Raw genomic sequence first — 26900 nt, 5'->3', positions numbered from 1 at the left:
CTGCTCGTCGGTGCACGGGCGCGAGGTGCATGAGGGAAAGGTCGATTCCGAGATGGCTACCAACGCCACCGGCTACGGATCCAGCATCCTCGGGTACCCGCGTATCGGACCCCGCCGCGAACTCAAGCGTGCTCTCGAGTCCTACTGGCACGGCACCAGCACGCGCGACGAACTCGTCGCCGTCGCCCGTGAAATCCAGGAGGACACCTGGAGCGAGCTCGCGGCCACCGGTCTGACGCAGGTCCCTGGCAACACGTTCTCCTACTACGACCACGTCCTGGACAACGCCCTGTTGTTCGGCGCGGTCCCCGAGCGGTTCCGTCCCCTGGTCGGCGAGCTCGACCCGCTCGACTTCTATTTCACCCTGTGCCGCGGCCGGGAGGACTTCCCGCCGCTGGAACTGGTCCGCTGGTTCGGCAGCAACTACCACTACCGGCAGCCCGAACTCGACGAGAACACCACGTTCGAGCTGAACTCGGCCGCCGTGCTCGACGAGTTCGAGCGGGCCAAGGCCAAGGGCATCGAACTGCGCCCGGTCGTGCTCGGCCCGGTGTCGCTGCTGCTGCTGTCGAAGATCTCGCCGACGTCGCAGCAGGACGGGTTCTCCACGCTCGACCTGCTCGACGCGCTGCTTCCCGAGTACGAGAAGCTCTTCGAGCAGCTCGCCAAGGCCGGCGCCACGTGCATCCAGCTCGACGAGCCGTCGTTCACCGAGGACCGCAGCGACGAGGAACTCGCGGCGCTCGAGCGGGCCTACGAGAAGTTGTCCCATGCGCCGCTGCGTCCGCGCATCCTGGTGGCCGGACCCTACGGTCACCTCGGCGCGGCGCTGCCGATTCTCGCGGCGTCGAAGGTCGAGGCCATCGGCCTGGACCTGATCAACGGCCGGATCAGCGCCGAAGAACTGGCCGCCGTGCCGGGTCTCAAGCGTAAGCGCATCTACGCCGGTGTCGTCGACGGCCGCAACGTGTGGCGCGCCGACCGTCGTCGCGTGCTCGAATACCTCGACTCGATCGCGAAGGTCGCGCCCGACCTGGTCGTGTCGACCTCCTGCACATTGCTGCACGTGCCCTACGACGTGCTCGTCGAGTACGACATCCCCGGTGACGTCGCCGACCGCCTCGCCTTCGCGAAGCAGAAGGTCGGCGAGGTGGTCTCGCTCGCCAAGGCACTGACCACCGGTGCCGAGGAGAAGTGGCGCGTGCCGCCGACGTCGGTGCACTTCAAGCAGAAGCACACCGTCCGCGCGCGGATCAACGCGCTCAAGCCCGAACATCGGGTGCGGGCGCCGTACGAGCAGCGTCGCGCCGCGCAGCAGAAGCGGCTGAACCTGCCGCCGGTCCCGGCGACCACTCTCGGGTCGTTCCCGCAGACCGACGAGATCCGCAAGATCCGCCACGACCTCGGTCAGGGCCGGATCTCGTACGACGACTACGTCAAGCGGATCCGCGAGGAGATCGAGTCCACCATCCGGTTGCAGGAGGACATCGGCCTCGACGTGCTCGTCCACGGCGAGCACGAACGCAACGACATGGTCCAGTACTTCGCCGAGCTGCTGGAGGGCTTCGCCACCACGCACTTCGGCTGGGTGCAGGCCTACGGCTCCCGGTGCACGCGTCCGCCGATCCTCTACGGCGACATCGTGCGGCCGAAGCCGATGACCGTCGAGTGGATCACGTTCGCGCAGTCGCTGACCGACAAGCCGGTCAAGGGCATGCTCACCGGTCCGGTGACGATGCTGGCCCGGTCCTACATGCGCCAGGATCAGCCGCTGCACGAAACCGCCGATCAGCTCGCGCTCGCCATCCGCGACGAGATCGCCGATCTCGAGCGGGCGGGCATCGCGATCATCCAGGTCGACGAGCCGGCCATCCGGGAACTGCTGCCGCTGCGTCAGGACGGCCGCGCCGAGTACCTGGACTGGGCGGTCGACGCGTTCCGTCTGGCCACCGGCGGAGCGAAACCGGAGACACAGATCCACACGCACCTGACGTACTCCGGTCAGAAGTCGGTCGTCGAGGCGATCGAACGGCTCGACGCGGACGTCACCGCGATCGTCGCGACCCGGTCCATCCGCTGGGTCCTCGAGGCGATCAAGGACCACGCGCTCACCCACGGCGTCGGCCCCGGCGTGTACGAGAGCCGCTCGGCGCGGATCCCGGACATCGACGAGCTGGACGATCTGCTCACCGAGGCCGCCGCGTCGGTGGACCTGGACCGGCTGTGGGCGAACCCGGACGGCGGGCTCAAGACCCGCCATCACTGGCAGCTCGAACCGTCGCTGCGCAATCTCGTCGCGGCGGCGCGCCGGCTGCGACGCCGGGCCGAAGCCCAGCAGGCCGAAGCCCAGCAGTAGCTGTCGGACCATCCCGCCCGACCGGTGCGCACCCGCGGACAGCCCCCGCGGGTGCGCACCGTCGTCTGCGCGGGTGTAGGCATGACGTATGACGATCGTTGCCGCCTACGCTGCCCCCGCCGCAGACGCACCACTCGCCAAGACCACCATCGAGCGCCGGGAACCCGGTCCGCTCGACGTGCTCATCCGGATCGAATACGCCGGGATCTGCCACTCCGACATCCACACCGTCCGCAACGAGTGGGGTCGCACCCGGTACCCCCTGGTTCCGGGACACGAGATCGTCGGCATCGTCGAGGCCGTCGGCTCCGACGTCACGAAGCACGCGGTGGGGGACCGCGTGGGCGTGGGCTGCTTCGTCGCCTCCTGCCGCGAATGCGACGCGTGCGAAGCCGGGGCCGAGCAGCACTGCGAGAATCGTGTCACCGGCACCTACAACGCCGTCGACGCCGACGGCCGGGTCACCCAGGGCGGGTACTCGACACACATCGTCGTCACCGAGCACTTCGTGCTGAAGGTGCCGGCCGGGCTGGATCCCGCGGCGGCCACCCCGCTGCTGTGCGCCGGGATCACCCTGTACTCCCCGCTGCGCCGCTACGGTGCCGGACCCGGTACCCGTGTCGCGATCATCGGGATGGGCGGACTCGGGCACGTCGGCGTGAAGATCGCCGCTGCGCTCGGTGCCGAGGTCACGGTGCTCGGTCACTCGCTGTCGAAGAAGGACGACGGCCTGCGGTTCGGTGCCGTCGACTACCGGGCGACCAGTGATCCGAATCTGTTCAAGGAACTCCGCAACCGGTTCGACCTGATTCTCAACACCGTGTCGGTGAACCTCGACATGGACAAGTATCTGTCGCTGCTGCGGCTGAACGGCACCCTCGTCGAACTCGGCCTGCCGGAACACCCCCTCACGGTGCGCGCGTTCAGCCTCGGTGCCAACAACCGCGCCCTGGCCGGGTCCAATGTCGGTGGGATCGCGGAAACCCAGGAGATGCTCGACTTCTGCGCCGAGCACGGAATCGGCGCCGAGATCGAACTGATCTCCGCCGAGCAGATCAACGACGCCTACGAACGGGTGGTCGCGAGCGACGTGCGCTACCGCTTCGTCATCGACGCGGCAACGATCTGAGAACCGTTCAGAACTGGTCGCCGAGTTGCTCGCGCAACTGGGCGAGGGTCTTGGTGAGCAGCCGTGACACGTGCATCTGCGAAACCCCGACCCGCTCGGCGATCTGTGTCTGCGTCATGTTCCCGAAGAATCGCAGCAGCACCACCGTGCGTTCGCGTTCGGGCAGCGCCGCCAGCAACGGTCGCAGCGTCTCGTGGTTCTCGACTTCGGACAGTGCGGAATCGTATTCGCCGAGAGTGTCGGCGAGGGTGACGCCGTGCCCGCCGGAATCGGTCTGCGTGCTGCGATCGACCGACACGGTCTGGTAGGCGTTCCCGGCAACCAGGCCTTCGGCGACCTCCTCGCGATCCAAGCCCAGCTCGGCGGCCAGCTCGGGGACCGTGGGGGCACGGCCGAGCTGTTGCGACAGGTCGGCGGTCGCCTTGTTCAGCGCGATGTGGAGTTCCTTCATCCGGCGCGGAACCCGCACCGCCCACCCGGTATCGCGGAAGTGCCGCCGCACCTCGCCCATGATCGTGGGGACGGCGAACGACACGAAATCCGAGCCGCGGTCCGGATCGAACCGGTCCACCGCATTGACGAGGCCGAGCCTCGCGACCTGAACGAGATCGTCGAAAGTCTCCCCGCGTCCGTCGAACCGGCGCGCGATGTGTTCGGCGAGCGGCAGGCATCGCTCGACGATCTTGTCGCGCATCTCCGTACGGGCCGCGTCGTCCGCACCGTGCGACCGGACCTCGGTGAACAGTTCGATGACGTCGGCATACTCGTCGGGGTCGCGCCTGTTCCCGCTCACCGAGCGGCACTCCCCTCGGTGACCGAGAGATCGATGGTGGTGACGCTGCCGTCCGCGGTGTCGTCGACGCGCACGTCCACCGAGTCGGCGAGCGAGTTCAGGACGTGCCAGCCGAACGTGCGTGCCGAACTCGCGGGCGAGGGGCGGGTCGTGGCGGAGACACTGATGCGCAGCGTCGGCGCGATCGCCTGGAACCGGCACGTCACGTCGGTTCCGTCGACGGCACTCATGATCAGGCGCGTGGCTGCCTCGTCGACGGCGAGTTTCACGTCGGCGACGGTGTCGAGATCGAAATCCTGCTGCAGCGCGATCGCGGCGGCGACGGCACGCAACACGGGAAGCTGTCCCGGATCGGCGCGGACGCGCAGTTCCACGATGGGATGCGTGTGTGCGCGGTCCGAGTCGATCGAAGCGGTCGTCGCCATGGGTTCTGGGCCCTTTCAGTCGAATTCTCGGTAGGTGGCCGGGGTCGAGGGCGATCCGGCACCTCCCGTTCGAGCGCAGAATACCCAAGTAGGTCGCGTCTGAATCGCGACCGCGAAAGGTGAATTCGCATGAGCAACGAGGATGCACAGCGCGAGGCGACTGCACAGCGCGAGGAGACTGCACAGCGCGAGGAGACGGGGGCCGTCTTCGCGAGGCTCGCGGAGATCGTGTACGGCCCCGAGGACTACGAGCAGATGTGCGCAGCGCTGTGCGTCGCAGCCCCGATGCTCGTTCCCGGTTGCGATCGAGCAAGTCTCGTGGTGCGGCGCGGGTCGTCCATGCGCACGGTCGCGGCCGGCGACGACACGGCCCGGCGAATCGACGCTGCCGAAAGAGAACTCCACGAAGGCCCGTGCATCGACGTCCTGCACCACGACACGGCCGAACTCGACACCGACCTGGCGGTCCGCACCCGCTGGCCGGCGCTGACCAAGTGGATCCTCGAGTCCACCCCGGTCCGTGGAGCGGCGGGCTTCCGCCTGACCGTCGAGGGTGCGGACGCCGCGGCCCTCAACATCTTCTCCGACACACCGGGCGCGTTGACGCAGGAGTCTCTCGACGCGGGCGCGGTACTCGCCGCGTTTGCGTCCGTGGCGCTGAGTGCGAGGGCCCACCGGGACCAGGCCGTCTCGCTGAGGGCCGGTCTCGAGAGCAATCGGGAGATCGGGAAGGCGATAGGACTGCTCATGGCCATCCATGAGGTGCCGGAGGAGCAGGCGTTCACGCTGCTCCGGGAGGCGTCGCAGCGGATGAATCTGCGATTGTCCGAGGTCGCAAAGCAGGTGGTAGAGACATTGAAACGAACGCCCGACCCGTCCGAAACGTGAGATTCCGATGTCGTCCGTTGAGCATTACCGTCGATTTGACGTAGGCTGAGTCCAGGTTGAGCACACAGCCTGGACCAGGAAGCATCGCGGAAGCGGGCATCCGTGGCAGGCCGCCCGACTTTCTGCGATTCTTCCCATCGTTTCGATGGGAGTGTCATGACTGTTGTTCCCAATTTTCGCGCCGCTACACGTTGGGCTACCAGCACGGGTGTGCCCGATGAGACATCCGCCGGTGCGCGTTTCACCACCGAGCGGATAAGCGGTGACATGGTGCGGGTCGCCGTGCAGGGCGAGATCGACCTGCTCAACGCGCCGGCGCTGCGTCGCTACGCCAGCGACCGGCTGCGTCCGTCCGCGCGAATGGTGCTCGACCTGTCCGAAGTCGAATTCATCGGGTCCGCGGGGCTCGCTGTGTTCGAGGCTCTCGAAGCGAGAGCGAACCAGTGCGACGCACGGTGGGTGCTCGTCGGGAAACGGCCGGTGCAACGACTGTTGCGCGCCGCGGGTGAGACCCGTCTGCAACTGCACACCTCGCTCGAGAGCGCGATGGGGGCGCTCCGGGTCTCGGCGTAGAAGAGGGGGGCTCATCCTTGCCGGTCGGGCACCGATCGGCAAGGATGAACCACCGGACCGGATACACGGTTCCCGACGAGGAACCAGAAAAACAGAGGTAGTCCCGCCGACACCCCCACCAGGCACGTCGCGAGCGTGACCCACAGTGCGCGTCCGGTGCTGATCCAACCGGTACCGAATGCCGCCAGCAGCAGGACGACTGCGGAGACCAGCACGTCGAGCCATGCGAAGGCGCTCAGCCGGGTCGCGGTGATCTCGTCGGCGATCCGCCCGAGGTCGAGGCCGTGGTCGAGCAGGAAGGGAACCAGCGCGGCGTACGGAATCACGACACCCACGACTGTCGACGCGGCGAACACGAACGCGAGATGCTTCTGCTGCACGGCGTTTCCTTCGGACGGTGGCTGTGGGGCGATTGCGGCTAGGCTCCGGTCCCTGCTCCGGTCTCGCGGACACCCTCGACCACGTCCCGCATCTTCGAGAGGAACTCGTCGATGGTGGCGAGTTCGTCGGGGGAGAACGAGTCGAGAACACCGACGGCCCGGCCGATGAGCGGCCCGAAGAAACTCCAGCCGAGTTGTTCGGCGGACTCGGTGACCTGCAACCTCACGCGTCGGCGATCCTGCGCGTCGCGTTCCCTCGCCACCAGGCCGTCCTTCTCGAGGCGGTCCACGAGCGCGGTGGTCGACGCGGAGTTCAGGCCGAGCTGCTGCCCCAGCCATCCCGGCGTCGCGACGGTGCCGGCGCGGGAGGCATCGAGCAGGGCGATCAGTGCGCGCACATCGGTGGCGTGAAGTCCGTGGGTGCGAGCGAACTCGGAGCCGAGCAGGTTCAGCTGCACCACGAGTTCCCGCAGGCCGTGCACCATGGCCAAGGCCCGGCCGTTCTCCGTGTCCGTCACTGCTGATCCTCCGGCTCGACTCGGTTACCTCGACAGTCTACTATCTCGACCGTCGAGATAATTCCATGACGGAGGTTGCAATGTCCCAACCGACGATCGAAGAATTCACGAACACCCCGGCAGGTACCGCCTTCTATCGCGCCTACGACGCGGTACTGGGCCGCTGGCCCGACGGCACCACCCCGATCGACCTCGAATCCGAATACGGCAGCACCCGGATCAACGCGTACGGACCGCCGGATGCGCCCCCGGTCGTGCTGCTGCCCGGCGGGGGTGCGACCTCGACAGTATGGTTCGCCAACGTCGCCGCGCTCGGCGCACGGCACCGCGTCCATGCCGTCGACATCCTGGGGGATGCCGGACGCAGCGTCCCGGGCCCACGCCCGCCACGGACCGTCGACGATCTGCTCGACTGGTTCTTCGGGGTCGTGGACGGGCTCGGCTTGGACACCTTCGGAGTCGCGGGGCACTCGTACGGTGCGATGATCGCGCTCGCCGCTGCCCTGCGCCGTCCCGAACGCGTCGGCAAACTTGTTCTGCTCGACCCGAATTCGTGCTTCTCGGGGATGCGGCCCGGGTATCTGCTGCGCGCGTTGCCGGTTCTGCTGCGCCCGAGCGAACAGCGCGAACGAGCCTTCGTCGTGTGGGAAACCGGAGGTCGCCCGCTGGACGAAGAGTGGCTGGACCTTCTCGCGCTCGGTGCGACGTTCCCGACATCGAAGACGATCGTTCCGAAAAGACCGTCCGCGAAGGCATTCCACGATTTCGGCGTCGACACCACGGTGATCCTCGCCCGGGACAGCAAGGTTCACGACAGCCGCCGCGTCGACGACGCGGTCCGGCGGCTCCTTCCGGGTGCGCGGACGATCGTGCTCGACGACGCCACGCACCACACGCTTCCCGTGCACCCCGCCGATGCGGTGAACGCCGCGCTCCTCGAGGGGTTCGGAGCTCTCGGGGGGTTCGGGGGCCGCTGACCGGGCCGCCGGCGGCGTGCTCCGACAGGCTCGTGGTTTTCCGGGACGGACCGGTGGGTATGCCCGGGAAAACCCGATCCGATCGGAGGTTTCGACATGGACGCGCTGGGCTGGATCGTACTGGCAATCGTGATCGTCGTTGTGGTGCTGTTGGTCGCCTGGTTGCTGACCAGACGCCGGACGCAGCATCGCCGCACCGAGGCTGCTCACCTGCGGGCGCAGGTCGCCGAACGTGCCCCGGTCGCCGAACAGCGCGCGGCCATCGCCGACGAGACCGCCGCCAAGGCCCGCCGGGCAGCCGCGGAGGCTTCCGAGAAGCAGGCCGAGGCGGCCCGCCTCGCAAGCCGCGCGAAGGTGCAGCGGGAGGAGGCCGAATCGGTTCGCAGCGAGCTGGACGAGCAGCGTGAGCGCGCCGACCGGCTCGATCCCGACGCTACGGCGCCCTCGGCGCACGGCGAGTCCCGGGCTTCGGCGGACGATACGGAACCGAGGCGGGATCTGCGGACGGACCAGGTGCGAACGGACGAGGTGCGAGCGGACCAGGTGCGCACGGACGAGGGCGGCACGAGCCGGGAGGGCCGGCACTCCGTGTAGAGGTGCCCGGGGGAGCCGCCGACCCGGTCACCGAGCCGCGACCGTGCAGATCCAACGGTCGCGGCCGGCGTCGTAGCGGACCAGCCCCCGTTCGGCGAAACCGTCGAGCCACCCCCGCATCGGCCACCAGCCCCACCTTCGGTGGAAAAGTGTTGCGTTGGTGACGATGTCGTGAACGTGCTCGACGGGTGGGTCGGACACCGGGTGATATTGATGGAACGCGTGAGCACCCCCGACCCACGCGAGTACCACATCGGATCGGGCTGCCGTGCAACCGAAATCGGTGTCCTCGCCACCGTAACCGGTGTAGTCGGTGCAGAAACCACCGAGCCGCCGCCAGGTGGTCGCGGTCGTCGCGAACGACAGCGACCAGAACAGGTGATGGTCCCGTGACGGAAGAACGGCGTCGTCGTCCGGGACAGGCCGGGCCGGATGAGGATCGACCATCCCCGGCAGCCGGTCCAGGTCGTATCCGTTCTCCGGCGGCGGTGGGAGGTAGGTGACCGGCCCGCACAGCAGCGCATTCCGATAGCGGTGGTCGCCCGCGACATCCTCGTAGCGACGCAGCATCCCGGGCGCGGGAATGCAGTCGACGTCGAGGAACACGAGCAGTTCTGCGCCGAGATCGAGCGCACGGTCCGCCCCGAGATTGCGGGCCGCGGCGAGGGGGAGCGGGCCTTCGGCGTGAGGCATGAACACGGTGCAGGCATCGCTGCCGGCACGAGCGACGGTCGATGCCACACCGGGGTCGCCCATCGCGACGACGACGTGCCGGTCGGGACGACGGTCACTGCGGTGAAGCCCGCGCAATTGCAAGCTCAGGTGCCGGTGCCGATGCGCCGCGATGGTGACCACACAGATCCTCACGCGCAGCTCGATTCGCCGGCGACCTTCTCGATCGCCGCCGCGGCCCGTGCCGCCGCACCCTCCGTGCACCACAGATCCCAGCGACCCGGATCGGACCGGCGGGCACGATCGAGCAACCCGGGCCACGCCTGCGCCTCCGGCCAGCCTGTCAGGGCCACGGCGAGGCCCGCGTGATCGAGAGCGGTGACGGTGGCGCATTGCTCGTCGAACGGCCGCGGCTCGGCGACTAAAACGGCGGGCCGGCGTGCCGCGGCGATGTCGGCCACCGTGTTCTGGCCGGCGTGGCCGACGACGACGTCTGCACGGCACAATGCCGGCCACGGGTCGTGGACCCACTCCCGGCCGGCGATGCCGAGACCTTCCCACGCGAAGCGGGGATCGCAGGTGGAGTAGGCCGCGAGGTCCGCGGCGGTGAGGGAGGATCCTCCGCTGCCACCGAGCACCAGCACCGTGTCCTCTCCGGAACGGGGCGGCGTGCAGGGACGGCCGTCGAAGCGGCTGATGCCTCCCACATAGCTGGTCCGGTCCGCAAACGGCTGCAGCCATTCCGGTTCGTACATCGCCCGCGGCCAGGCCGCGATGATGCGATCGGACAATCGGTAGGCCAGCTGATGCGCTGCGTCCGTGCGGTTTCCGGGCATGGCGACCGTCACCACCGGAATGCCGAACAGCCGCGCCGTCAGCGCGATCTCGACGGACACGTCCACGACGATCGCGGTTGGCCGGGCGCGGTCGATCCACGCCGCGAATGCGGCCTGACGGCGGCGCAGGCCGGAATCGAGGCGGGGCACCCAGTGCAGGGTCCCGAACGCGGTCGGGTCCTGAGCCGTCGGCGCGGCGTCGTCGCGGGGGAGCACCACCGTTTCGGCGAAGACGCCGTCCGGGTCGGAGATCGGCTCGGAGCACAGAGCGGTGACCGGGCTGCTCAGGTGGGCGCAGATCGCCGCGGCGCGGGAGCGGTGCCCGTGGCCGTGATGGTGGATGTAGTAGCCGATCATCAGGTGACACCCACTCGGGGACGCGTTGTTCGGAGCAGGTCCCGGTAGAGGTCGAGGTAGGCGGCGACCATGACCTGCTCGGAACAGTACGACTGCGCCCGCGCCCGTGCCGCCTCGCGCGGGAGCGCCACCGCGACGGGCACGGCATCTGCCATCGCGGCGGTGTCCCCGTCCGGGACGAGAACCCCACAATCGGGCGTGAGGAGTTCGGGGATCGCACCGCGTGCGAACGCCACCACCGGGGTTCCGCAGGCCAGCGCCTCGGCGACGACCAACCCGTAGGGCTCGTCCCAGCAGGGAGTCACCAGAACGGCGGCGGCGCGGCCGACCTCCGCGGCGAGGTCGGCGCGGTCGAGATGCCCGAGGTAGATCACGTCGTCGCCGAGGCGCGGGGCGATGTACTCGACGAAATAGGAAGGGGCGCAGATCGGTCCGGCGATCCGGAGGGTTCGGCCGGCGCGCCGGGCCGCGTCGATCGCCAGATGCGCACCCTTCTCCGGAACGAGGCGACCGAACCACATCAGGTCGGTTCCGCCGGGGCCGGGCGGCCAGGCCTGCAGGTTCACACCGTTGTGGATCACGCTCGCGGGTGACCCGAGCGCATGACGCCACGCCGCGGCGGTGTGACGGCTCACCGCGACGAAGGTGGCGGGACACCCGCCGGGCGTGGCCAGCGCGGATTCGATCCACGGTGTCGGGGGTGTGTGGAGTGTGCACACCACCGGTACGTCGAGCGTGTGGGCCATCGCCACCGGCAGGTAGTGGAGGCTGTGGTTGTGGATCACGTCGAAGCGCCCGGCGAGCGGTCCGGCCAGCTGCAGCATCAACGACAGATACGCGTGATGGTCCGCGAGGAACCTTTCCGGCACCATCGATTCGTCGGCGCGTGCGGCCGCACTCGGGGTGAACTCGTGGACCTCGAGGAACGCGGCGTGCAGGCCGGGATCCGATCCTTCCGCGGCGAACAGCGTGACGCGGTGCCCGGCGTCGGTGAGCGCGTGGGCCAGATGCCAGATGTGCGCCTCGAGTCCACCGGCGAACGGCTCGCGGATGGGATACCTGTTGGACGCGATCAGGGCGATCCGCAGCGACCCGGTGCTCACGACTCTGTCCGTTCACGCAGTGCCCGCTCGTAGAGGTCCCGGTGCGTGCGCGCGATGTCCCGGCGCTGGGCGAGCCGGCTCTCCCATGCAGGCCGGGGAAGTGGCCGAGGGCGGTGGTACAGATCGCGGATGCCGCGGTCGAGCGAAGCGGGATCGAACCGGTGCTCGTCGAATTCGAAGACCGCGCACGGTTGTTGCTGCCCGTAGAAGCCGCAGCTCGGCGCCGCGACGGCGGTTCCCAGGTCGTGGCAGGCTTCCAGCCACCCCGAGTGCGTGCCGAAGCGGTAGGGCAGGACCGAGACGGTCAGGGACGAGAGGTAGCGCCAGAGCTCGTCGTCGGAGAAGTAGGGGTGGACGCGCACCTCGACGCCGGCGCGGTCCGCGAAAGCCGTCAGTGCGGCTCCGGTTTCCGGTGCGTACCAATGATTGCCCGGGTCGAAGATCTCGTCGTGCAGGTCGATGCGCAGAATCGCTCCGGGCAGCGAACCGATTGTCTCGGCGAGGGTTTCGACGACGGGCAACACGTCCATGTTCGCACGCAGGCTCTTCGCGTGCACACCGACCACGAATCGGTCCTCGGTCGGGCGGGGGCGGTCGAACCACTCCTTCTCCACGACGTGCGGATGCGGCACGACCGTGGCGGAGCGCCCCCACACCTCCCGAATGCGTGCCGCCGCGCCCGGTGTGAGGGTGATCAGTTCGGCGGCGCCGCGGATCAGGACGTCGAGTTGTTTCTCGTGTGCACCCGGAGTGTCGTGGTGCGGGTTGCGAAGGTCGTGCACCGTGTACACCAACGGGATTCGATGGTCCTCGAGTTCGGCGACGATGTCCTCGAGCTGGGCGGGCTCGATCGCGTCGAAGCCGAAATGAACGTGGAAGACGTCGAATTCGGTGTGGTGCTCGGTGATCCAGCCGGGCTCGAGCATCAGCGGAGGCCACCAGCCGCCGGGAACCTTGCGCCCGTCCGCCGGCACCGGATCCGGCATCCGCGTCACCCCGTCACCGTCCGGATCCGCCAGGTGCCGAACGTAGACGTGTGAGGCGGGTACCGACGCAACACGAACAGATCGCACGAGTTCGCTCACTTCCCATGAGATCGGGTGACGGCCGAATCGACGGTGGCCGGCCGGGACGACCGAGGGATACCCAGAAAGTCGGCGGCCACACCCTAGAGGTCCGGAAATCGACCCCGCGGTCCGGAAATCGGCAGACGGCGGAACGGTTTCCGCGCATGCGGACCGGGTTACCCGCCACTGGAGCAATCGAAGGGAAGGTAGCGATGACAACGAGCGAGCGCGACGTGATCGAGGTCCTCACCCACGATCACCGCGAAGTGGAACGGATGTTCGCCGAACTCGAGGCACTCCACGGCATCGGAACCGACGAGGCTCGGCAGCGGCGCAAGGATCTCACCGACCAGGTGACCATCGAGCTGGTGCGGCATTCGGTCGCCGAGGAGGCCGAGGTCTATCCGGCCGTGAAGAAGAAGGTCAGCGAAAGCGAGGCCGAGCACGCCAAGGAGGAGCACGCCGAGGCCGAGAGAACCATGAAGCGGCTCGAAGGGCTGAAGCCGGACGAACCGGAGTTCGAAGCCCAGCTCGCACTGCTGATGCAGGAGGTCCGCGAACACGTCGCCGAGGAGGAGAGCGAGATCTTCCCGCACATGCGGAGCGTCTTCACCCAGGAGGAACTGATCGAGCTCGGGAAGAAGGTGGAGTCGACGAAGAAGCTGGCGCCGACGCGGCCGCACCCCTCGGCCCCGGACGAACCACCGGGCGACAAGATCCTCGGCCCGGTCACCGGCCTGCTCGACCGTATGCGTGACGCGGTGACCAAGCGCGGAACCGAACGCTGAGGACGTGATCGATCGAGGACTGCGCCGATTCGGGAGGACTGTGCCGAATCGGACGGTTCGGGTGATACCCGCGAGCCGGTCCGGGTGCGGGTCGGCTCAGGCGCGGCTCGCGGGGCGATCGTCGCGGGAGATCGTCCGGTCCATGGTCATCAGGAAGTGGTCGAACTCGTTGCGCGAGGAATCGGAAATCTTCGGTCCCGCTCCGCCGGTGACGACGTCGACGATCCGCTGGGCCAACGCCCGGAGCTTGGTGTTCGTCTCCTGCGACCGCCACGTGAGGATCTCGAAGGCGTGATCGGCGGAGATCCCGTAGACGACCATCAGCACACCCTTGGCCTGCTCGATGATGGCGCGTGACTCGGCGAGAGCGGAGATCGCTTCGTCGACGTTCTCCCGGATGTCTTCCGCGTAGGTCTCGGTGAGGTCGATGTAGAACCCGGACGTGCCGATGACCGCACCGGTGTCGTCGAGCAGCTGGTCGCCGACCACGACGACCTGCTTGATGTTGCCGGCGACGTCCACGATCCGGTGCCGGCTGCTGAACGGCTTACCGGTCGTACGCTGAATGTTCAGCACCTCGGTGATCTGCTGCAGATCCTCCGGATGTTTGTGGGACAGAACCAACTCCGTGGTCGGATTCACCGTGCCGGGCTCGTAGCCGTGCATTCGAGCCACCGCATCCGACCATTCCCATTCGTCGGTCGCAACGATGTAGCGGAAGCTGCCGACCCGCTGTGGCCTGTCGGAGCGCAGGTCCCGTCCTGCGCGGGTACCCGTGGTCGAATCGGTCATTCCGCGATTATGCCGCGAAGAACGTTACCGCGACCACTTCGGCCCCTTTCCGGCCTCGAGGGCTGCACAATTGTGGGGAGACGGTCGACTCCTGTGACAGCTGCGCAGGAAACCGACCGCGCGGGTTGAAATCCCGTTCGCAGGGGTACCCCTGTGCGCACCGTATGCGGCGGTGCAGCTCGGGAGGTTCCGGTGCGTTGGCGTCGAGGCATGGTCGCAGGAATCCTGGCGGTGTCCCTGTCGTCCGGCTGCTCGGGTCTGCCCGGGGGAACCGAAGGGGACCTGTCCCGGGCCGCGGAGGACGCGGCATCGGCGACCGCGTCCGCCCAGTTGGGTCTGTCGCTGGTGTCCGCACACCGCACCACCGGTAACCACGCCGATGTGGTGCTCGACGACGCTCTGGAGACGGTCCTCACCTCCTACAGCGCCGCGGCCACCGCCGAGACGGCGTCGCCGGACGAGGCCGCGCACCGGGACGTGCTGCTCGGATACCTCGACGACGCGGCAGCGGTGCTCGGCCGGGCCCGCGGACACGTCGCCGGCGTGCCGGGATCCCCGGACGCGGCGTCCCTCGACCAGGAACTCCGCCGGCTCACCGACACCCTGTCGGCGTTCGGGGAGGGCGCACGGTGACGAAACTGTTCGCCGTCGCACTCGGCGTTCTCACCGCCATCGGCGGTTTCCTCGACATCGGGGACCTCGTCACCAACGCGGTCGTCGGATCCCGTTTCGGGCTGAGTCTGGTCTGGGTCGTCGTGCTGGGGGTCGGGGGCATCTGCCTGTACGCGAACATGGCCGGGCGGGTCGCCGCGGTCAGCGGGCGCGCGACGTTCGAGATCATCCGCGAGCGTCTCGGCCCCCGCGCGGCGCTGGCGGACCTCGCGGCGTCCTTCCTGATCAACCTCATGACATTGACCGCCGAGGTCGGCGGCGTCGCGCTGGCGCTGCAACTCGCTTCCGGGGTGGGGCCGCTGATGTGGATGCCCGTCGCGGCGTTCGCGGTGTGGCTGGTGATCTGGCGGGTCCGCTTCACCGTCATGGAGAACGCCACCGGGCTGGCCGGACTGTGCCTGATCGTGTTCGGGGTGGCGCTGTTCCTGCTGGGGCCCGACTGGGGTGAACTCGGACAGCAGATCCTCGCCCCGGCCGTCCCCGAAGCCGAGTCGACCGCGGTGTACTGGTTCTATGCGGTCGCGCTGTTCGGTGCGGCGATGACGCCGTACGAGGTGTTCTTCTTCTCGTCGGGTGCTCTCGAGGAGAAGTGGACCGTCGAGGACCTGGGCAAGGCCCGGCTCAACGTGCTCGTCGGTTTCCCGCTCGGCGGGGTCCTGTCGGTGTGCGTGGCCGCGTGCGCCGCGGTGGTGCTGCTCCCGCAGAACATCGGCGTCGAATCCCTCTCCCAGATCGTGCTGCCCGTGGCGGAGGCCGGCGGTCGCCTGGCGTTGGCGTTCGCGATCGTCGGGATCGTCGCCGCGACCTTCGGGGCCGCCCTCGAGACGACGCTGTCCAGCGGCTACACGCTCGCGCAGTTCTTCGGCTGGCGGTGGGGCAAGTTCCGGGCTCCGGCGGACGCCGCCCGCTTCCACCTGGTGATGATCGTGTCGCTGCTCGTGGGACTCGCGATCCTCGCGACCGGTGTCGATCCGGTTCTGGTGACCGAGGTTTCGGTGGTGTTCTCGGCGGTGGCGCTGCCGCTGACCTACATTCCGATCCTCATCGTCGCCAACGACCCCGAATACATGGGCGAGCACGTCAACGGCCGGGTCGTCAACGCCTTCGCGCTGGCCTACGTGCCCGTGATCGTCGCCGCCTCGGCCGCGGCCATACCCCTGCTGATCATGACGGGAGCCGGATCGTGACGGAATCGGACGCTCTGCCTCGGCTGCCGCTCGAGGGTCGTGTCCTCGACGCGCGGTTGCACCTGCTGGACCGGCTGCTCGTCGACGTCGACGGCCGCCCGGTCACCACCGTCGACGATCTCGAGCTCGACGGCATCGAAGCGGGCCGGGAAATCCCGGCCGGGGCGGCGCCGCCGCGGGTGAAGGCGATCCTGAGCGGCAATGCGCTGCCGACGCGCATCTTCGGCGGCAGGCCTCCGGTCTCGAGTCTGGACCGCATCGACTGGGCCGACGTGGACCGCGTCGAGGTGGCGGTACACCTGACCGTGCACGGCGAGGACCTCGACCACCTGTGGGTCGAACGATGGGTCCGCGACCACGTCGTCGGACGGATCCCGGGAGGCCGTCGTGCGGCTGAGTGAGATCGTCGGCGCGCGAGTCCGCGACAGCGACGGCAACGGTCTCGGCACGGTCGTCGACGTCCGGTTCGCTCTCACGGGGGATGAGGGCCTCACCCTGGCGGCGTTGCTGGTCAGCCCGAGGTCCTCGGGCTCGTTCCTCGGATACGAACGGAGTTCGGTCGACGCACCGGCGCTGATCGCCCGCTATCTGCGGTGGCGGCACCGCGGGGCGTTCCTGGTCCGGTGGGCCGATGTGAGGCGTGTCGGGGACGGGTGGGTCGACGTGCGCGACGGCTACCGCAGGTTCGCGCCCGCGCTGCCGTGACGACGGCCGACGTCGATCGGCTGTTCGACGTGCGGTTTCATCCTTGCTGACGCGGGCCCGATCTCTTGGCGATCACGAAGACGACGACGCCGATCAGAATGAGGATTGCAATCAGTTCCATGGCGCACGGGTACCCCGTGGTGACGAATCGAACCGGTGCGAACGGGTACCCGATGCAGCATGAGCGGAGATCGGAAGGATCAGGAGAGGGCGCCGCTGCTCGACGCGCTCGCGGACTACCACCGGCAGGACCGCTACGGATTCAGCCCGCCGGGACATCGTCAGGGTCGCGGCGCCGACCCGCGCGCACTCGACGTCCTCGGTGACGCCTACCGATCCGATGTGCTGGCGACCGGCGGGCTCGACGACCGGCTCGCGCGCAACAACTACCTCTCCGACGCCGAGGACCTGATGGCCGAAGCCGTCGGTGCCGAGCACGCGTTCTTCTCCACGTGCGGAAGCTCGCTGTCGGTGAAAGCGGCGATGATGGCCGTGGCCGGGCACGGTTCGGGTGGGTTGCTGCTCAGCCGCGACTCCCACAAATCCGTCGTCGCCGGGCTGATCTTCGGAGGCATCCAGCCGCGGTGGGTCACTCCGCAATGGGACGCCGAGCGGCACATGTCGCATCCGCCGTCACCGGAGCAGATCCGCGAAGGCTGGGAGAAGCACCCCGACGCAGCCGGAGCACTGATCGTCTCGCCCAGCCCGTACGGGACATGTGCGGACATCGAGGGCATCGCCGAGGTCTGTCACGAACGCGGCAAGCCGCTCATCGTCGACGAGGCGTGGGGTGCGCACCTGCCGTTCCACGACGATCTGCCCACCTGGGCGATGAAGGCCGACGCCGACGTGTGTGTGGTCAGCGTCCACAAGATGGGAGCCGGATTCGAGCAGGGCTCCGTCTTCCACACCCAGGGAGATCTCATCGACTTCGCCCACCTGTCCACGTGCGCCGACCTGCTGATGACGACGAGCCCGAACGTGCTCGTCTACAGCGGAATCGACGCGTGGCGGCGGCAGATGGTCGAGCGCGGCGAGAAGCTTCTGGGCGATGCGCTCGATCTGAGCAGGCAACTGCGCGAACGGCTTTCGCAGATCCCCGGACTGCAGGTCCTCGAGGACGAGCTGCTCGGCCACGAAGCCTCGCACGATCTGGACCGCCTGCAGATCCTCGTCGACGTCAGCGAGACCGGCGCTTCCGGTTATCAATTCGCGGACTGGATCCGGGAACACTGCCGGGTCGACATGGGTCTGTCCGACCACCGTCGCATCATGGCGACGATGTCGATGGCGGACAGCGCGGAGACCGCCGACCGGCTGATCCGGGCCTTCGAAGCGTGCGTGGCCGCGGCGGACGGTTTCGATCCGCCCCCGCCGATCCGCCTGCCCTCACCCGACGAACTGCAGCTCGAGTCGCGGATGTCGCCCCGGGATGCGTTCTTCGCGGAGAAGGTCGAGGACGTGCCCGCCGCACAGGCGCCCGGACGCATTGCGGCCGAGCAGCTTACCCCCTATCCGCCGGGAATACCGGTGGTCGTGCCCGGCGAGCTGATCGACGACGCCGTCGTCGACTATCTGCGCAGTGGGCTCGCCGCCGGGATGGCCGTTCCCGACGCCACAGACCCGAAACTCGACACGTTCCGGGTCGTCGCCCGGTAGAAGGCACGCGCCGCTCGCGTGTGGACGTCACCGCGATCGGGTACCCCGCGGGGGTGAGGCTCGGTCTACTCGACATCGGTTCCAACTCGGCGCAGCTGCAGATCGTCGAAGCAGCGGTCGGTGCGCCGCCGTTGCCCGTGCACGCGATCCGGGTGCCGACACGCCTGGCCGACGAGGTCCAGCCGGACGGATCCCTCAGCGTCGCAGGCGCGGACCGCGCGGCCAACGCGGTCGCGACGGCGGTCGACGCGGCGTATCGGTACGGGGTGGATCGGCTGTTCCCGTTCGTGACCGCGGCGATCCGCGATGCCGAGAACCGGGACGCGGTGCTCGACCGGATCGTGCAGGCGTCCGGTATCCGCCCCGAATACCTCTCGGGCGACCAGGAGGCGCGGCTGACCTACCTCGCGGTGCATGCGTGGTACGGCTGGTCCGCGGGCCGGCTGCTGGTCCTCGACATCGGCGGCGGCTCGATGGAACTGGCACTCGGACGCAACACCGAGCCGGACATCGCGTTGTCGCTGCCGCTCGATGCGAACCGGTTGACACGCAGTTATCTCGAGAGCGACCCACCCACGGTGAAGGAGCTCAAACGGCTGCGCCGAGACGTGCGGGACACCCTCGGCGACGCGTCGGACCGCCTGAAGTGGGAGGGGGATCCGCACGTCACCGTCGGGGCGTCGAAGACGTTCAAGCAGTTGTCTCGGCTGACCGGTTCCCCGGCTCAGCGCAAGGGGCCCTTCGTGGCCCGCACACTGCAGCTCGAGAAGTTGCGGCGGGTGATCGACAAGCTCGCGGGGATGCCCGCCCAGCACCGCAGCCGCTTGCCCGGGGTCTCGGAGTCCCGCGCCCGGCAGGTGCTCGCCGGCGCGATCGTGGCCGACTGTGCGATGACGGCACTGGGCCTGGACAGCCTCGAGATCAGTCCGTGGGCGCTTCGGGAGGGGATCGTGTTGCGGCACTTGTCATCCCTTGCCGACGACCGGGACGCGCTGCCGCTGCAGCCGTTGCCGGAGCGCACGGAGGAGGGCGCGACGGTGACGACGCTGCCCAAACAGATCTGACACATACGGATCCGGCGCGCAATGGGTTCCCGCCCAAGGCGCGCCGGATCCGTATGTGTCACGCCGGCACGGAGTCCACCTCGCGGTCCCAGGCCCGGTGCCGCGCCATGATGCCGGCGAAGACGTCGAAGAACTCTCCCGGCAGCGAAGCCTCGGCGGCCGTGGAGGTCACCACACCCGCATCGGTGAGGACGTCGGGGCCCTCGGCGACCGGGCAGTGCAGCCCGGCGGCGGGCAGCAGGTCCAGGCCCGCACCGAACGCGGCGATCGGCTTGGCGTGCTTGTACGCCTCGGCCAGGAAGTGCAGCGTGTAGCCGTCCTTCCGGAGGGTCGCGATCGCGTCGGGGCCGCACGGGACCACCACCGCGTCGTACAGCACCGAGGCCATGGTGTTGATCGCGCGGTCGACGGCGATCTCGCCGCCGGAACCACCTGCGAGTACACCGCCGCCCTTGGGTGCGAGTACCTCGACGATCGCGCCGCGTTCGGTGAGCGCCTCGACGAGACGGTCGACGCCGGTGACGTCGACACCGTCCGCCGCGAGTACCGCGACGCGCCTGCCGACGATGCTGTCCATCGCGGTGTTCAGCTGGGAGAGGGCCGGGGAGGGTGGCGCGATGTCGACGAGCGGTGACTCGGGTGGGGCGTCGAGGCCGAGTTCACCCGCGACCCGTGATGCCAGGCCGTGGTCGACCAGATCGAGCTCGGCGACGACGCGTTCGCGGATGTCGACGTCGGTGACCTTCCCCAGTTCGAATCCGAAGGCCGCGACGATGTGCTCGGCTTCGACCTCGGACATGCTGCGCCAGAACAGGCGCGGCTGGCTGTAGTGGTCGGCGAAACTGTCGCTGCGGGCCCGCACCACGTGCCCGTCCACGTGTTTCGCGTAGTGCGTGAAGACCTCCTCGTCGGCCAGGGCGGGACACCCGCTGCCGAGTGAATTCTTGTGGTAGGACGCCTTTCCGCGCTGGATCGTGGGCTGGCTGTAACCGTCGTGCTGATGGGTGCGCACCTCGGTGACGGGCCGGTTGACCGGCAGGTGCGAGAAGTTCGGCCCGCCCAGCCGGAGCAGCTGGGTGTCGAGATAGGAGAAGTTGCGGGCCTGCAGCAGCGGATCGTTGGTGAAGTCGATGCCGGGCACCAGGTTCGCGGTGTGGAATGCGACCTGCTCGGTCTCGGCGAAGAAGTTGTCCGGGTTCCGGTCGAGTACCATCCGCCCGACGGGCTGCACCGGCACCTGCTCCTCGGGAATGAGCTTGGTGGCGTCGAGAAGGTCGAAGTCGAAAGCGAATTCGTCCGATTCGGGAACCAGCTGCACGCCGAGTTCCCACTCCGGATACTGCCCGGCCTCGATCGCTTCCCACAGGTCGCGGCGGTTGAAATCCGGATCCTTGCCTGCGATCTTCTGGCACTCGTCCCACACCAGTGAGTGCGTGCCCAGTTTCGGTGTCCAGTGGAACTTGACGAATGTTCCGGTACCCGTGGCGTTGACGAACCGGAACGTGTGGACGCCGAAGCCCTGCATCATCCGATAGCTGCGCGGCAGCGCGCGATCCGACATCAGCCACATCACCGCGTGCAGGGTCTCCGGCTGCAGTGACACGAAGTCCCAGAACGTGTCGTGCGCGGACTGCGCTTGCGGAATTTCGTTGTGCGGCTCGGGTTTCACCGCGTGCACGAAGTCCGGGAACTTGATGCCGTCCTGGATGAAGAAGACCGGAAAGTTGTTGCCGACCAGATCGTAGTTGCCCTGTTCGGTGTAGAACTTCGTCGCGAAACCGCGGACGTCGCGGACCGTATCCGCCGAACCGCGGGACCCCGCGACGGTCGAGAACCGCACGAACACCGGGGTACGCAGTCCGGGTGTGGTGAGGAACCGGGCGGCGGTGACCTCGGCGAGCGAATCGTCGTAGGGCTCGAAGTATCCGTACGCGCCGGCACCCCGCGCGTGCACGACCCGCTCCGGGATGCGTTCGTGGTCGAAATGGGTGAGCTTCTCCCGTGCGTGGAAGTCCTCGAGGAGGGTCGGTCCCCGGGTGCCGGCCGTGAGGGAGTCGTCGTCGTGGTCGACGCGTACACCCTGTTGCGTGGTGAGGTAACCGGAGTTGCGGTCGACGCGGAAGCCGTCGAGCTGCCTGTCCTTCGGGTCACGCTGTTCGGGCTCGCCCTTGGAGCCGTCGGGGCCGGTCTTCGTCATGTTGTCCTCCGATCCGGGAATGCGGCGGTCCGTCCGGGTGCCACGGTGTCGTACCGTGACTACCCCCGGGCGAGACCGGCAAACCCGGCGTTTCTCAGTCGCTCACGAGGACGCCGAACGAGAACATCAGGAAGACGATCATCCCCACGAGCAGAGCCCATCCGACGCCCTGCCAGATCGGCCACGAACCGTGTCTCTGCCACGTTCGGTAGGCGCGGTACAGCGCGCCGAGCCCGCCGATCAACAGGACCGCGGGTGGGCCGAACGCGAGGATCTCCTTCGCCGGCGTGGTGCACACGGCGAACGATTCCTCGGCGCAGCGGTCTCCGGAGACGGCCAGTCCCCACACCACTCCGACCGCCATCACGAGCAATGCAACGGCGACGACGATCGCCGCGTACCACATCGCGGATCGGAAGGTCGCGGGGTCGCGCCACCGCTTCTCGACGTCCTGGCTCATGGCACCTCCTCAGTGGTGTTCGGCGCGGTCGGTGACTTCGGGCCTGCCGGCGGCGCGCGCACAGTGCGCACAGCAGTAGATGGTGTTGTCCACCTCGACGCCGTGGCCGAGAATGCGGCAGCTGCAGTGCGCGCACACCGGGGCCATCCCCTGAACCGCGCACTCGAAGCTGTCGTAGGTTCCGGTGACGTCGGCGCGGGTCACGGTGAATGTCTTGTCGTAGTCGTTTCCGCAGGTATCGCACGTAGGCATGGCGCTCTCTCCCTTCCGTCGGGACCTACCGGACGAGTGCCCGTGCGAGTACTCGACCAAACGAGACGGGCCGGGGAGGATACTGGAAAACGCACAGCGTGTCGGATTCGTCCGACGTGGGTATTCCCGGCCCGCTGGACCTGCGCTGCGCCGGTCCGGCGGATGTGAGGAGAGCGTGATGGAACGGCCGTCAGGTGACGAGGTGATGGTCCGAGGGTTCACCCGGTACATCGAGCAGGTCGCCCAGGAGCTGGGCGCCGCCGAGGGGAACTGGGCGGTGCGCGACGACGGCGCCTGGGAGGCGTACGTGGGCATTCCCGAACTCGAGTTGTATCCCGGTCGTGAAGTGGCTCTCGTCTGGACCCCGGACGAAGGGTGGGCGCTCGGCGTGGAGACCGGATCCGGTGAGGACATGATCATCGCCGGCTATCTGGGGTCGACGCGGGTTCCGCCGCCCTCGGCGGTGCGGACCTTCCTGGAACGCCTCCGGCACGACGGCGGGGCCTTGCGCACGACCCCGGCCCGCGGATCCCGAGAGGAAGCGCTGCGCGCCGTCGCGGACTACGGCGGTGTCGCGGGAGGTGTCGCCGCCGTCGAGTGAGGGTACCCGATCAGGACTGCACGTTCCGTCCGGAAGGTGGGTTCGATGACAGTCCCCGATCCCGAACAACACGGCAACACCGATCCAGATCCCGGCACCACGCCCGGTCTCGAGCCCGGCGGCGGAGTACCTCCCGGCTCCACGCCACCCGAATCCGCCGGTACATCCGGGCTGTCCGCTCCGGAACCGGAGACGAGGAAGCGTTTCCCGGTGACCGGCTGGCTGACGCTCGGCGCGGTGATCGTCATCGTGCTGGTGTTCGTCGCCGTCATCATCGGTCTGATCGCCACGTGAACAAGATCACCGGGCGGGTTGAGACCGGCTGCGGCGGGGTAATCCCCGTGCGTCAGTGAAGAGATCCGACAGGAGGATTCGCATGGCAGACGAGAAGAGCGGGCCCAGCGAGGCCGTCAAGGGCGTCGTCGAGGACGTCAAGGGTAAGGCAAAGGAAGCCGTCGGTGCCGTCACCGGCCAGGACGATCTGACCCGCGAGGGTCGCGCCCAGCAGGACAAGGCCGAAGACCAGCGCGAGGTCGCCCGCAAGGAAGCGGAGGCGGAGAAGGCCAGGGCGAAAGCCGAAGCTGACGAGGCCAGGCAGCGCGCCCAGCAGTAACGCTCACAGCAAGATGTCGTCCGGGTGCGGCCGGAGTCCTGCGGGACCCGGCCGCACCCGCCGTCACAGGAGGTGTCGCAAACGTGCGGATCGTTACGCTCGTGGTGCTGATCTGGCTGGTCGTGGGTGCGATCGCGGCCGGGCAGCGTGGCTACTTCAGCGGAACCGAGCAGAATTGCGCGGGTGTCGCGACGGTGGTCGTGACGGTGCTCGCGGGCCCGCTGAACTATTTCGGAGTCAATCCGAAGATCGAGGACTGCCGCCTGCCCGAACCCAGCACGTGACCGGCCGGTACCGGATGGTCAGGATCGGGCGGCGCGCAGATCGTCGAGAAAGGTGCGCGCCCACCGGTCGACATCGTGCTTCATCACCTGGGTGTGCATCGAGCGCATCCGTCGTGCCTTGACGGCGGGTTCCTCCGTCACGGCGGCGACGATCGCGCGCTTGACCGCGTCCAGGTCGTGCGGGTTCACCAGATGGGCGCGTCGCAACTCCCACGCTGCCCCGGCGAACTCGCTGAGCACGAGGGCACCGCTGCCGTCGCCGTGGCAGGCGACGTACTCCTTGGCGACGAGATTCATGCCGTCGCGCAGGGGCGTGACCAGCATGGTGTCGGCGCACGCGTACATCGCGATCAGCTCGTCGCGATCGACGGGCCGGTGCAGATAGTGCACGACGGGCCGGCCCAGCCGGCCGAACTTGCCGTTGATGTTCCCGACCTGTCGTTCCACGTCGTCGCGGAGCTGTGCGTAGGCGGTGAGCCGTTCCCGGCTCGGCGTGGCGAGCTGCACCATGACGATCTTCTCCGGATCGAGGGTGCCCTCCTCGAGGAGCTCGCGAAGCGCTTCGAGTCGGATGTCGATGCCCTTCGTGTAGTCGAGTCTGTCGACGCCGAGCAGGACGGTGTCGGGGTCACCGAGCTCGACGCGAATCTGCTTGGCCCGCAATTGGGTCGTTGCGGAACGCGACTGTTCGTCGATGTGTGCGGAGTCGATCGAGATGGGATACGCCCCGACTTTCACGAGGCGGTCGCCGACTTCGACCGCGCCGGCCGAGCCGGGCCGGGGAGCGGGTGCGGAGAGCAACCGTCGCGTCAGGAAGCGGAAGTTGTCGGCGCCGCCGGGGAGGTGGAAGCCGACCAGATCGGCTCCGAGCAGACCCTCGATGATCTCCCTGCGCCACGGCAGCTGGAGGAACAACTCCGGTGGCGGGAATGGAATGTGCAGAAAGAAACCGATCGTCAGGTCGGGGCGCATCTCCCGGAGCATGCGCGGTACGAGCTGGAGCTGGTAGTCGTGCACCCAGACGGTGGCTCCGGGCGCCGCCGCGCGCGCGGCGGCTCTGGCGAATCGCTCGTTGACCTGCACGTACGTCCGCCACCAGCTGCGGTCGAAGGTGGGTGTAACCACGGCGTCGTGGTAGAGCGGCCACAGGGAAGTGTTGGAGAAGCCTTCGTAGTATTCGGCGACCTCGGTCTCGGTGAGCCGAACCGGGTGCAGGGTCAACCCGTCCTCGACGAAAGGCTCCAGGTCGACATCGGGAGTTCCCGGCCAGCCCACCCACGCGCCGTTCGTCTGCCGCAGCATCGGTTCGAGCGCGGTGACGAGACCTCCGGGACTGCGATGCCAGGTTCCCGGACCTCCGTCCGGATCGGGTTCGAGATCGACGGGCAGCCGATTGGCCACTACCAGGAAATCCGAGGAGGTCGTATTTGTCACGATTTTCAGCCCCTATTTCACAACTTCGGCGGCGCCGATGATCCACGAAAACGTGGCGGTGCCTGGGCTTTCGGGATTCGTCCCCGAAAGTCTTCTACGGAACTGCGGATCCGTACTTCCGCTCCGGTGGCGAGAGTGTATCAGCTCACCGGTTCTGATCCCGGGAACCGCTGTCTGTGTTTAGCATTGGGACCGGCCGGGTAGATGTCGTACATCGACCGGTACCGCGATGCCCGCTCCGCAGGTCGGAGGGACATCGCTGGCGAGAGGAGAACGCATGGGTAAGTTCACGGTTCCGGGTCTGAGCGAGAAGGACGGCGGACGCGTGGCGGAGATCCTCCAGGAGCGGCTGAGCGCCTACAACGATCTGCACCTGACTCTCAAGCACATTCACTGGAACGTGGTGGGCCCGAATTTCATCGGGGTACACGAGATGATCGATCCCCAGGTCGAACTCGTGCGCGGCTACGCCGACGATGCCGCCGAACGTATTGCGGCGCTGGGTGCGTCGCCGCAGGGCACGCCCGGAGCGATCGTCAAGAATCGTACCTGGGACGACTACTCGGTGGGACGGGACAGCGCGCAGGCGCACCTCGCCGCCCTCGACCTGGTGTACGACGGATTGATCGCGGACAACCGCAAGGCGATATCCGAAGTGGGAGAACTCGATCCCATCACCGAGGACCTGCTGATCGGGCAGACCGGTCAGCTCGAGAAGTTCCAGTGGTTCGTCCGCGCGCACCTCGAGAACGCGGCCGGGGCGCTCGTCAACAGCGGTGCAACCACCGAGCAGAAGGCCGCCGACAAGGCCCGCTCCTAGCACCTCGCTTCGTTCAGCACCACAGCTTTCGCCGAATGGTCGGCCGCACACGGATATCCGGGTGCGGCCGACCATTCGTGTGTAGTGCGCGTGTCAGCTCTGCGTCACCCGGGAGAACACGTCGACGATGGTGTCGCAGAACGCAGGCAGATCGCGGGGGTTGCGGCTGGACACGAGATTTCGGTCTATGACCACTTCCTTGTCGACCACCGTGCCGCCGGCGTTCCGAATGTCGGTGCGCACACTCGGATACGACGTGAGGGTGCGGCCGCGCACCACGTCCGCCTCGACGAGTGTCCACGGCCCGTGGCAGATGACGCCCACCGGACGTCCCGACGACACGAAGTCCCGGACGAATGCCACCGCGGCGGAGTCCTGCCGGAGGTGATCGGGGTTCGTCGTGCCGCCCGGCAGGAGCAGGGCGTCGAAGTCGTCGACGGAGGCGTCGGCCACCACCTGGTCGACGCGATACTTGCCGGCCGGGTGCACGTCGGATTTCATCGCCTGGATCTCCCCGGCGGACAGCGAGAGCAGCGTGGTCTCGGCGCCGGCGCGTTCGACGGCACGTCGCGGCTCGACGAGTTCGGCCTCCTCCACACCGTTGGTGGCCAGGATGGCGACCCGTCGCGATGCCAGCGGGCCCGTGTCCGAAGAATTCATGGTTCACCGTCCTTTCGTCGTCCGCCACGGGTACCCGCGAGCGG

General features: G+C 68.1%; 32 protein-coding genes. 18 read left to right on the top strand and 14 right to left on the bottom strand.

Annotation, left to right across the window (positions count from 1 at the left end):
• The first annotated feature begins 52 nt into the window (after window positions 1-52).
• Window positions 53-2356, top strand: a complete 2304-nt coding sequence (metE, locus tag ACN675_RS02180; RefSeq protein ID WP_420749352.1) for a 5-methyltetrahydropteroyltriglutamate--homocysteine S-methyltransferase — start codon at window positions 53-55, stop codon at window positions 2354-2356.
• Window positions 2357-2444: 88 nt separating this feature from the next.
• On the top strand, window positions 2445-3485 hold the full coding sequence (locus tag ACN675_RS02175; protein ID WP_420749351.1) for an NAD(P)-dependent alcohol dehydrogenase: 1041 nt from the start codon (window positions 2445-2447) through the stop codon (window positions 3483-3485).
• Between the two features lie 7 nt (window positions 3486-3492).
• On the opposite strand, the gene ACN675_RS02170 is transcribed toward ACN675_RS02175, so the two are convergent.
• Window positions 3493-4278: a SigB/SigF/SigG family RNA polymerase sigma factor gene (locus ACN675_RS02170; RefSeq protein WP_420749350.1), complete on the bottom strand. Its 786-nt coding sequence runs from the start codon at window positions 4276-4278 to the stop codon at window positions 3493-3495.
• Window positions 4275-4703, bottom strand: a complete 429-nt coding sequence (locus tag ACN675_RS02165; RefSeq protein WP_420749349.1) for an ATP-binding protein — start codon at window positions 4701-4703, stop codon at window positions 4275-4277. The genes ACN675_RS02170 and ACN675_RS02165 overlap by 4 nt, the downstream gene beginning before the upstream one ends.
• Before the next feature lie 129 nt (window positions 4704-4832).
• Here ACN675_RS02165 and ACN675_RS02160 point away from each other — a divergent pair, with 129 nt between their 5' ends.
• Both ACN675_RS02160 and ACN675_RS02155 read left to right on the top strand, forming a co-directional pair.
• Window positions 4833-5591 carry a GAF and ANTAR domain-containing protein gene (locus tag ACN675_RS02160; RefSeq protein WP_420749348.1) on the top strand — a complete coding sequence of 253 codons (759 nt, stop codon included), beginning with the start codon at window positions 4833-4835 and terminating at the stop codon, window positions 5589-5591.
• 210 nt (window positions 5592-5801) lie between these two features.
• Complete coding sequence (locus ACN675_RS02155) at window positions 5802-6164, top strand: STAS domain-containing protein (protein WP_420749347.1); 363 nt, start codon at window positions 5802-5804, stop codon at window positions 6162-6164.
• Window positions 6165-6175: 11 nt separating this feature from the next.
• Here the strand turns inward: ACN675_RS02155 and ACN675_RS02150 are convergent, their stop codons facing one another.
• Entirely contained in the window at window positions 6176-6544 is a 369-nt protein-coding gene (locus tag ACN675_RS02150) for a DUF2834 domain-containing protein (RefSeq protein ID WP_420749346.1), read from the bottom strand.
• Between the two features lie 38 nt (window positions 6545-6582).
• Window positions 6583-7062 carry a MarR family winged helix-turn-helix transcriptional regulator gene (locus ACN675_RS02145; RefSeq protein ID WP_420749345.1) on the bottom strand — a complete coding sequence of 160 codons (480 nt, stop codon included), beginning with the start codon at window positions 7060-7062 and terminating at the stop codon, window positions 6583-6585.
• A gap of 80 nt (window positions 7063-7142) precedes the next feature.
• On the opposite strand from ACN675_RS02145, the gene ACN675_RS02140 reads away from it, so the two are divergent.
• Together ACN675_RS02140 and ACN675_RS02135 are read left to right on the top strand one after the other, a co-directional pair.
• Window positions 7143-8039: an alpha/beta fold hydrolase gene (locus ACN675_RS02140; protein ID WP_420749344.1), complete on the top strand. Its 897-nt coding sequence runs from the start codon at window positions 7143-7145 to the stop codon at window positions 8037-8039.
• Window positions 8040-8135: 96 nt separating this feature from the next.
• On the top strand, window positions 8136-8633 hold the full coding sequence (locus ACN675_RS02135) for a hypothetical protein (protein ID WP_420749343.1): 498 nt from the start codon (window positions 8136-8138) through the stop codon (window positions 8631-8633).
• A gap of 27 nt (window positions 8634-8660) precedes the next feature.
• Here the strand turns inward: ACN675_RS02135 and ACN675_RS02130 are convergent, their stop codons facing one another.
• The 4 genes from ACN675_RS02130 to ACN675_RS02115 are packed head-to-tail and all read right to left on the bottom strand — an operon-like array spanning window position 8661 to window position 12596.
• On the bottom strand, window positions 8661-9500 hold the full coding sequence (locus ACN675_RS02130; protein WP_420749342.1) for a glycosyltransferase family 2 protein: 840 nt from the start codon (window positions 9498-9500) through the stop codon (window positions 8661-8663).
• The gene (locus tag ACN675_RS02125; protein WP_420749341.1) at window positions 9497-10498 is read right to left on the bottom strand and encodes a glycosyltransferase; all 1002 of its coding nucleotides are present in this window, start codon (window positions 10496-10498) and stop codon (window positions 9497-9499) included. The genes ACN675_RS02130 and ACN675_RS02125 overlap by 4 nt, the downstream gene beginning before the upstream one ends.
• Entirely contained in the window at window positions 10498-11601 is a 1104-nt protein-coding gene (locus ACN675_RS02120; RefSeq protein ID WP_420749340.1) for a glycosyltransferase family 4 protein, read from the bottom strand. Before ACN675_RS02120 ends, ACN675_RS02125 begins: the two co-directional genes overlap by 1 nt.
• Window positions 11598-12596: a glycosyltransferase family 1 protein gene (locus ACN675_RS02115; RefSeq protein ID WP_420749339.1), complete on the bottom strand. Its 999-nt coding sequence runs from the start codon at window positions 12594-12596 to the stop codon at window positions 11598-11600. Before ACN675_RS02115 ends, ACN675_RS02120 begins: the two co-directional genes overlap by 4 nt.
• Window positions 12597-12880: 284 nt before the next feature.
• Here ACN675_RS02115 and ACN675_RS02110 point away from each other — a divergent pair, with 284 nt between their 5' ends.
• Window positions 12881-13456 (top strand): hemerythrin domain-containing protein, encoded by a 576-nt coding sequence (locus ACN675_RS02110; RefSeq protein WP_420749338.1) that lies wholly within the window; start codon window positions 12881-12883, stop codon window positions 13454-13456.
• 96 nt (window positions 13457-13552) lie between these two features.
• On the opposite strand, the gene ACN675_RS02105 is transcribed toward ACN675_RS02110, so the two are convergent.
• Complete coding sequence (locus ACN675_RS02105) at window positions 13553-14248, bottom strand: PAS and ANTAR domain-containing protein (RefSeq protein ID WP_420749337.1); 696 nt, start codon at window positions 14246-14248, stop codon at window positions 13553-13555.
• A 210-nt stretch (window positions 14249-14458) separates the two neighbouring features.
• Between ACN675_RS02105 and ACN675_RS02100 the strand changes: the two genes are divergently transcribed.
• The 6 genes from ACN675_RS02100 to ACN675_RS02075 all read left to right on the top strand — a co-directional run bounded on the left by ACN675_RS02100 (window position 14459) and on the right by ACN675_RS02075 (window position 19535).
• Window positions 14459-14881: a hypothetical protein gene (locus ACN675_RS02100; protein ID WP_420749336.1), complete on the top strand. Its 423-nt coding sequence runs from the start codon at window positions 14459-14461 to the stop codon at window positions 14879-14881.
• Window positions 14878-16107, top strand: a complete 1230-nt coding sequence (locus tag ACN675_RS02095; RefSeq protein WP_420749335.1) for an NRAMP family divalent metal transporter — start codon at window positions 14878-14880, stop codon at window positions 16105-16107. The genes ACN675_RS02100 and ACN675_RS02095 overlap by 4 nt, the downstream gene beginning before the upstream one ends.
• Window positions 16104-16508: a hypothetical protein gene (locus ACN675_RS02090; protein ID WP_420749334.1), complete on the top strand. Its 405-nt coding sequence runs from the start codon at window positions 16104-16106 to the stop codon at window positions 16506-16508. Before ACN675_RS02095 ends, ACN675_RS02090 begins: the two co-directional genes overlap by 4 nt.
• Complete coding sequence (locus ACN675_RS02085; RefSeq protein ID WP_420749333.1) at window positions 16495-16812, top strand: PRC-barrel domain-containing protein; 318 nt, start codon at window positions 16495-16497, stop codon at window positions 16810-16812. Before ACN675_RS02090 ends, ACN675_RS02085 begins: the two co-directional genes overlap by 14 nt.
• A gap of 180 nt (window positions 16813-16992) precedes the next feature.
• A complete protein-coding gene (locus ACN675_RS02080) occupies window positions 16993-18471 on the top strand; it encodes an aminotransferase class I/II-fold pyridoxal phosphate-dependent enzyme (RefSeq protein ID WP_420749332.1) in 1479 nt (492 codons plus the stop codon).
• Between the two features lie 53 nt (window positions 18472-18524).
• Window positions 18525-19535 (top strand): hypothetical protein, encoded by a 1011-nt coding sequence (locus ACN675_RS02075; RefSeq protein WP_420749331.1) that lies wholly within the window; start codon window positions 18525-18527, stop codon window positions 19533-19535.
• 58 nt (window positions 19536-19593) lie between these two features.
• Here ACN675_RS02075 and ACN675_RS02070 read toward each other — a convergent pair whose 3' ends face one another.
• From ACN675_RS02070 to ACN675_RS02060, 3 genes are all read right to left on the bottom strand, one after another.
• A complete protein-coding gene (locus ACN675_RS02070; RefSeq protein ID WP_420749330.1) occupies window positions 19594-21732 on the bottom strand; it encodes a catalase in 2139 nt (712 codons plus the stop codon).
• Window positions 21733-21826: 94 nt separating this feature from the next.
• Window positions 21827-22192: a hypothetical protein gene (locus tag ACN675_RS02065; protein ID WP_420749329.1), complete on the bottom strand. Its 366-nt coding sequence runs from the start codon at window positions 22190-22192 to the stop codon at window positions 21827-21829.
• A 9-nt stretch (window positions 22193-22201) separates the two neighbouring features.
• Complete coding sequence (locus ACN675_RS02060) at window positions 22202-22444, bottom strand: hypothetical protein (protein ID WP_420749328.1); 243 nt, start codon at window positions 22442-22444, stop codon at window positions 22202-22204.
• Between the two features lie 178 nt (window positions 22445-22622).
• Between ACN675_RS02060 and ACN675_RS02055 the strand changes: the two genes are divergently transcribed.
• From ACN675_RS02055 to ACN675_RS02040, 4 genes are all read left to right on the top strand, one after another.
• Window positions 22623-23045, top strand: coding sequence for a DUF6292 family protein (locus ACN675_RS02055; protein ID WP_420749327.1), 423 nt, complete (start codon window positions 22623-22625; stop codon window positions 23043-23045).
• 45 nt (window positions 23046-23090) lie between these two features.
• Complete coding sequence (locus ACN675_RS02050) at window positions 23091-23339, top strand: DUF6480 family protein (RefSeq protein WP_420749326.1); 249 nt, start codon at window positions 23091-23093, stop codon at window positions 23337-23339.
• An 82-nt stretch (window positions 23340-23421) separates the two neighbouring features.
• The gene (locus ACN675_RS02045; RefSeq protein ID WP_197255139.1) at window positions 23422-23658 is read left to right on the top strand and encodes a CsbD family protein; all 237 of its coding nucleotides are present in this window, start codon (window positions 23422-23424) and stop codon (window positions 23656-23658) included.
• A gap of 83 nt (window positions 23659-23741) precedes the next feature.
• The gene (locus tag ACN675_RS02040; RefSeq protein WP_420749325.1) at window positions 23742-23942 is read left to right on the top strand and encodes a hypothetical protein; all 201 of its coding nucleotides are present in this window, start codon (window positions 23742-23744) and stop codon (window positions 23940-23942) included.
• Window positions 23943-23960: 18 nt separating this feature from the next.
• On the opposite strand, the gene ACN675_RS02035 is transcribed toward ACN675_RS02040, so the two are convergent.
• Entirely contained in the window at window positions 23961-25376 is a 1416-nt protein-coding gene (locus ACN675_RS02035; RefSeq protein ID WP_420749324.1) for an alpha,alpha-trehalose-phosphate synthase (UDP-forming), read from the bottom strand.
• A 277-nt stretch (window positions 25377-25653) separates the two neighbouring features.
• On the opposite strand from ACN675_RS02035, the gene ACN675_RS02030 reads away from it, so the two are divergent.
• On the top strand, window positions 25654-26196 hold the full coding sequence (locus ACN675_RS02030; protein WP_420749323.1) for a Dps family protein: 543 nt from the start codon (window positions 25654-25656) through the stop codon (window positions 26194-26196).
• 93 nt (window positions 26197-26289) lie between these two features.
• Here ACN675_RS02030 and ACN675_RS02025 read toward each other — a convergent pair whose 3' ends face one another.
• Entirely contained in the window at window positions 26290-26856 is a 567-nt protein-coding gene (locus tag ACN675_RS02025; protein ID WP_420749322.1) for a type 1 glutamine amidotransferase domain-containing protein, read from the bottom strand.
• Between the last annotated feature and the right edge of the window lie 44 nt (window positions 26857-26900).

The sequence above is a fragment of the Rhodococcus sp. O3 genome (assembly GCF_048897285.1).
Classification (GTDB): domain Bacteria; phylum Actinomycetota; class Actinomycetes; order Mycobacteriales; family Mycobacteriaceae; genus Rhodococcus.
This window is presented reverse-complemented; position numbering and strand designations above follow the sequence as displayed.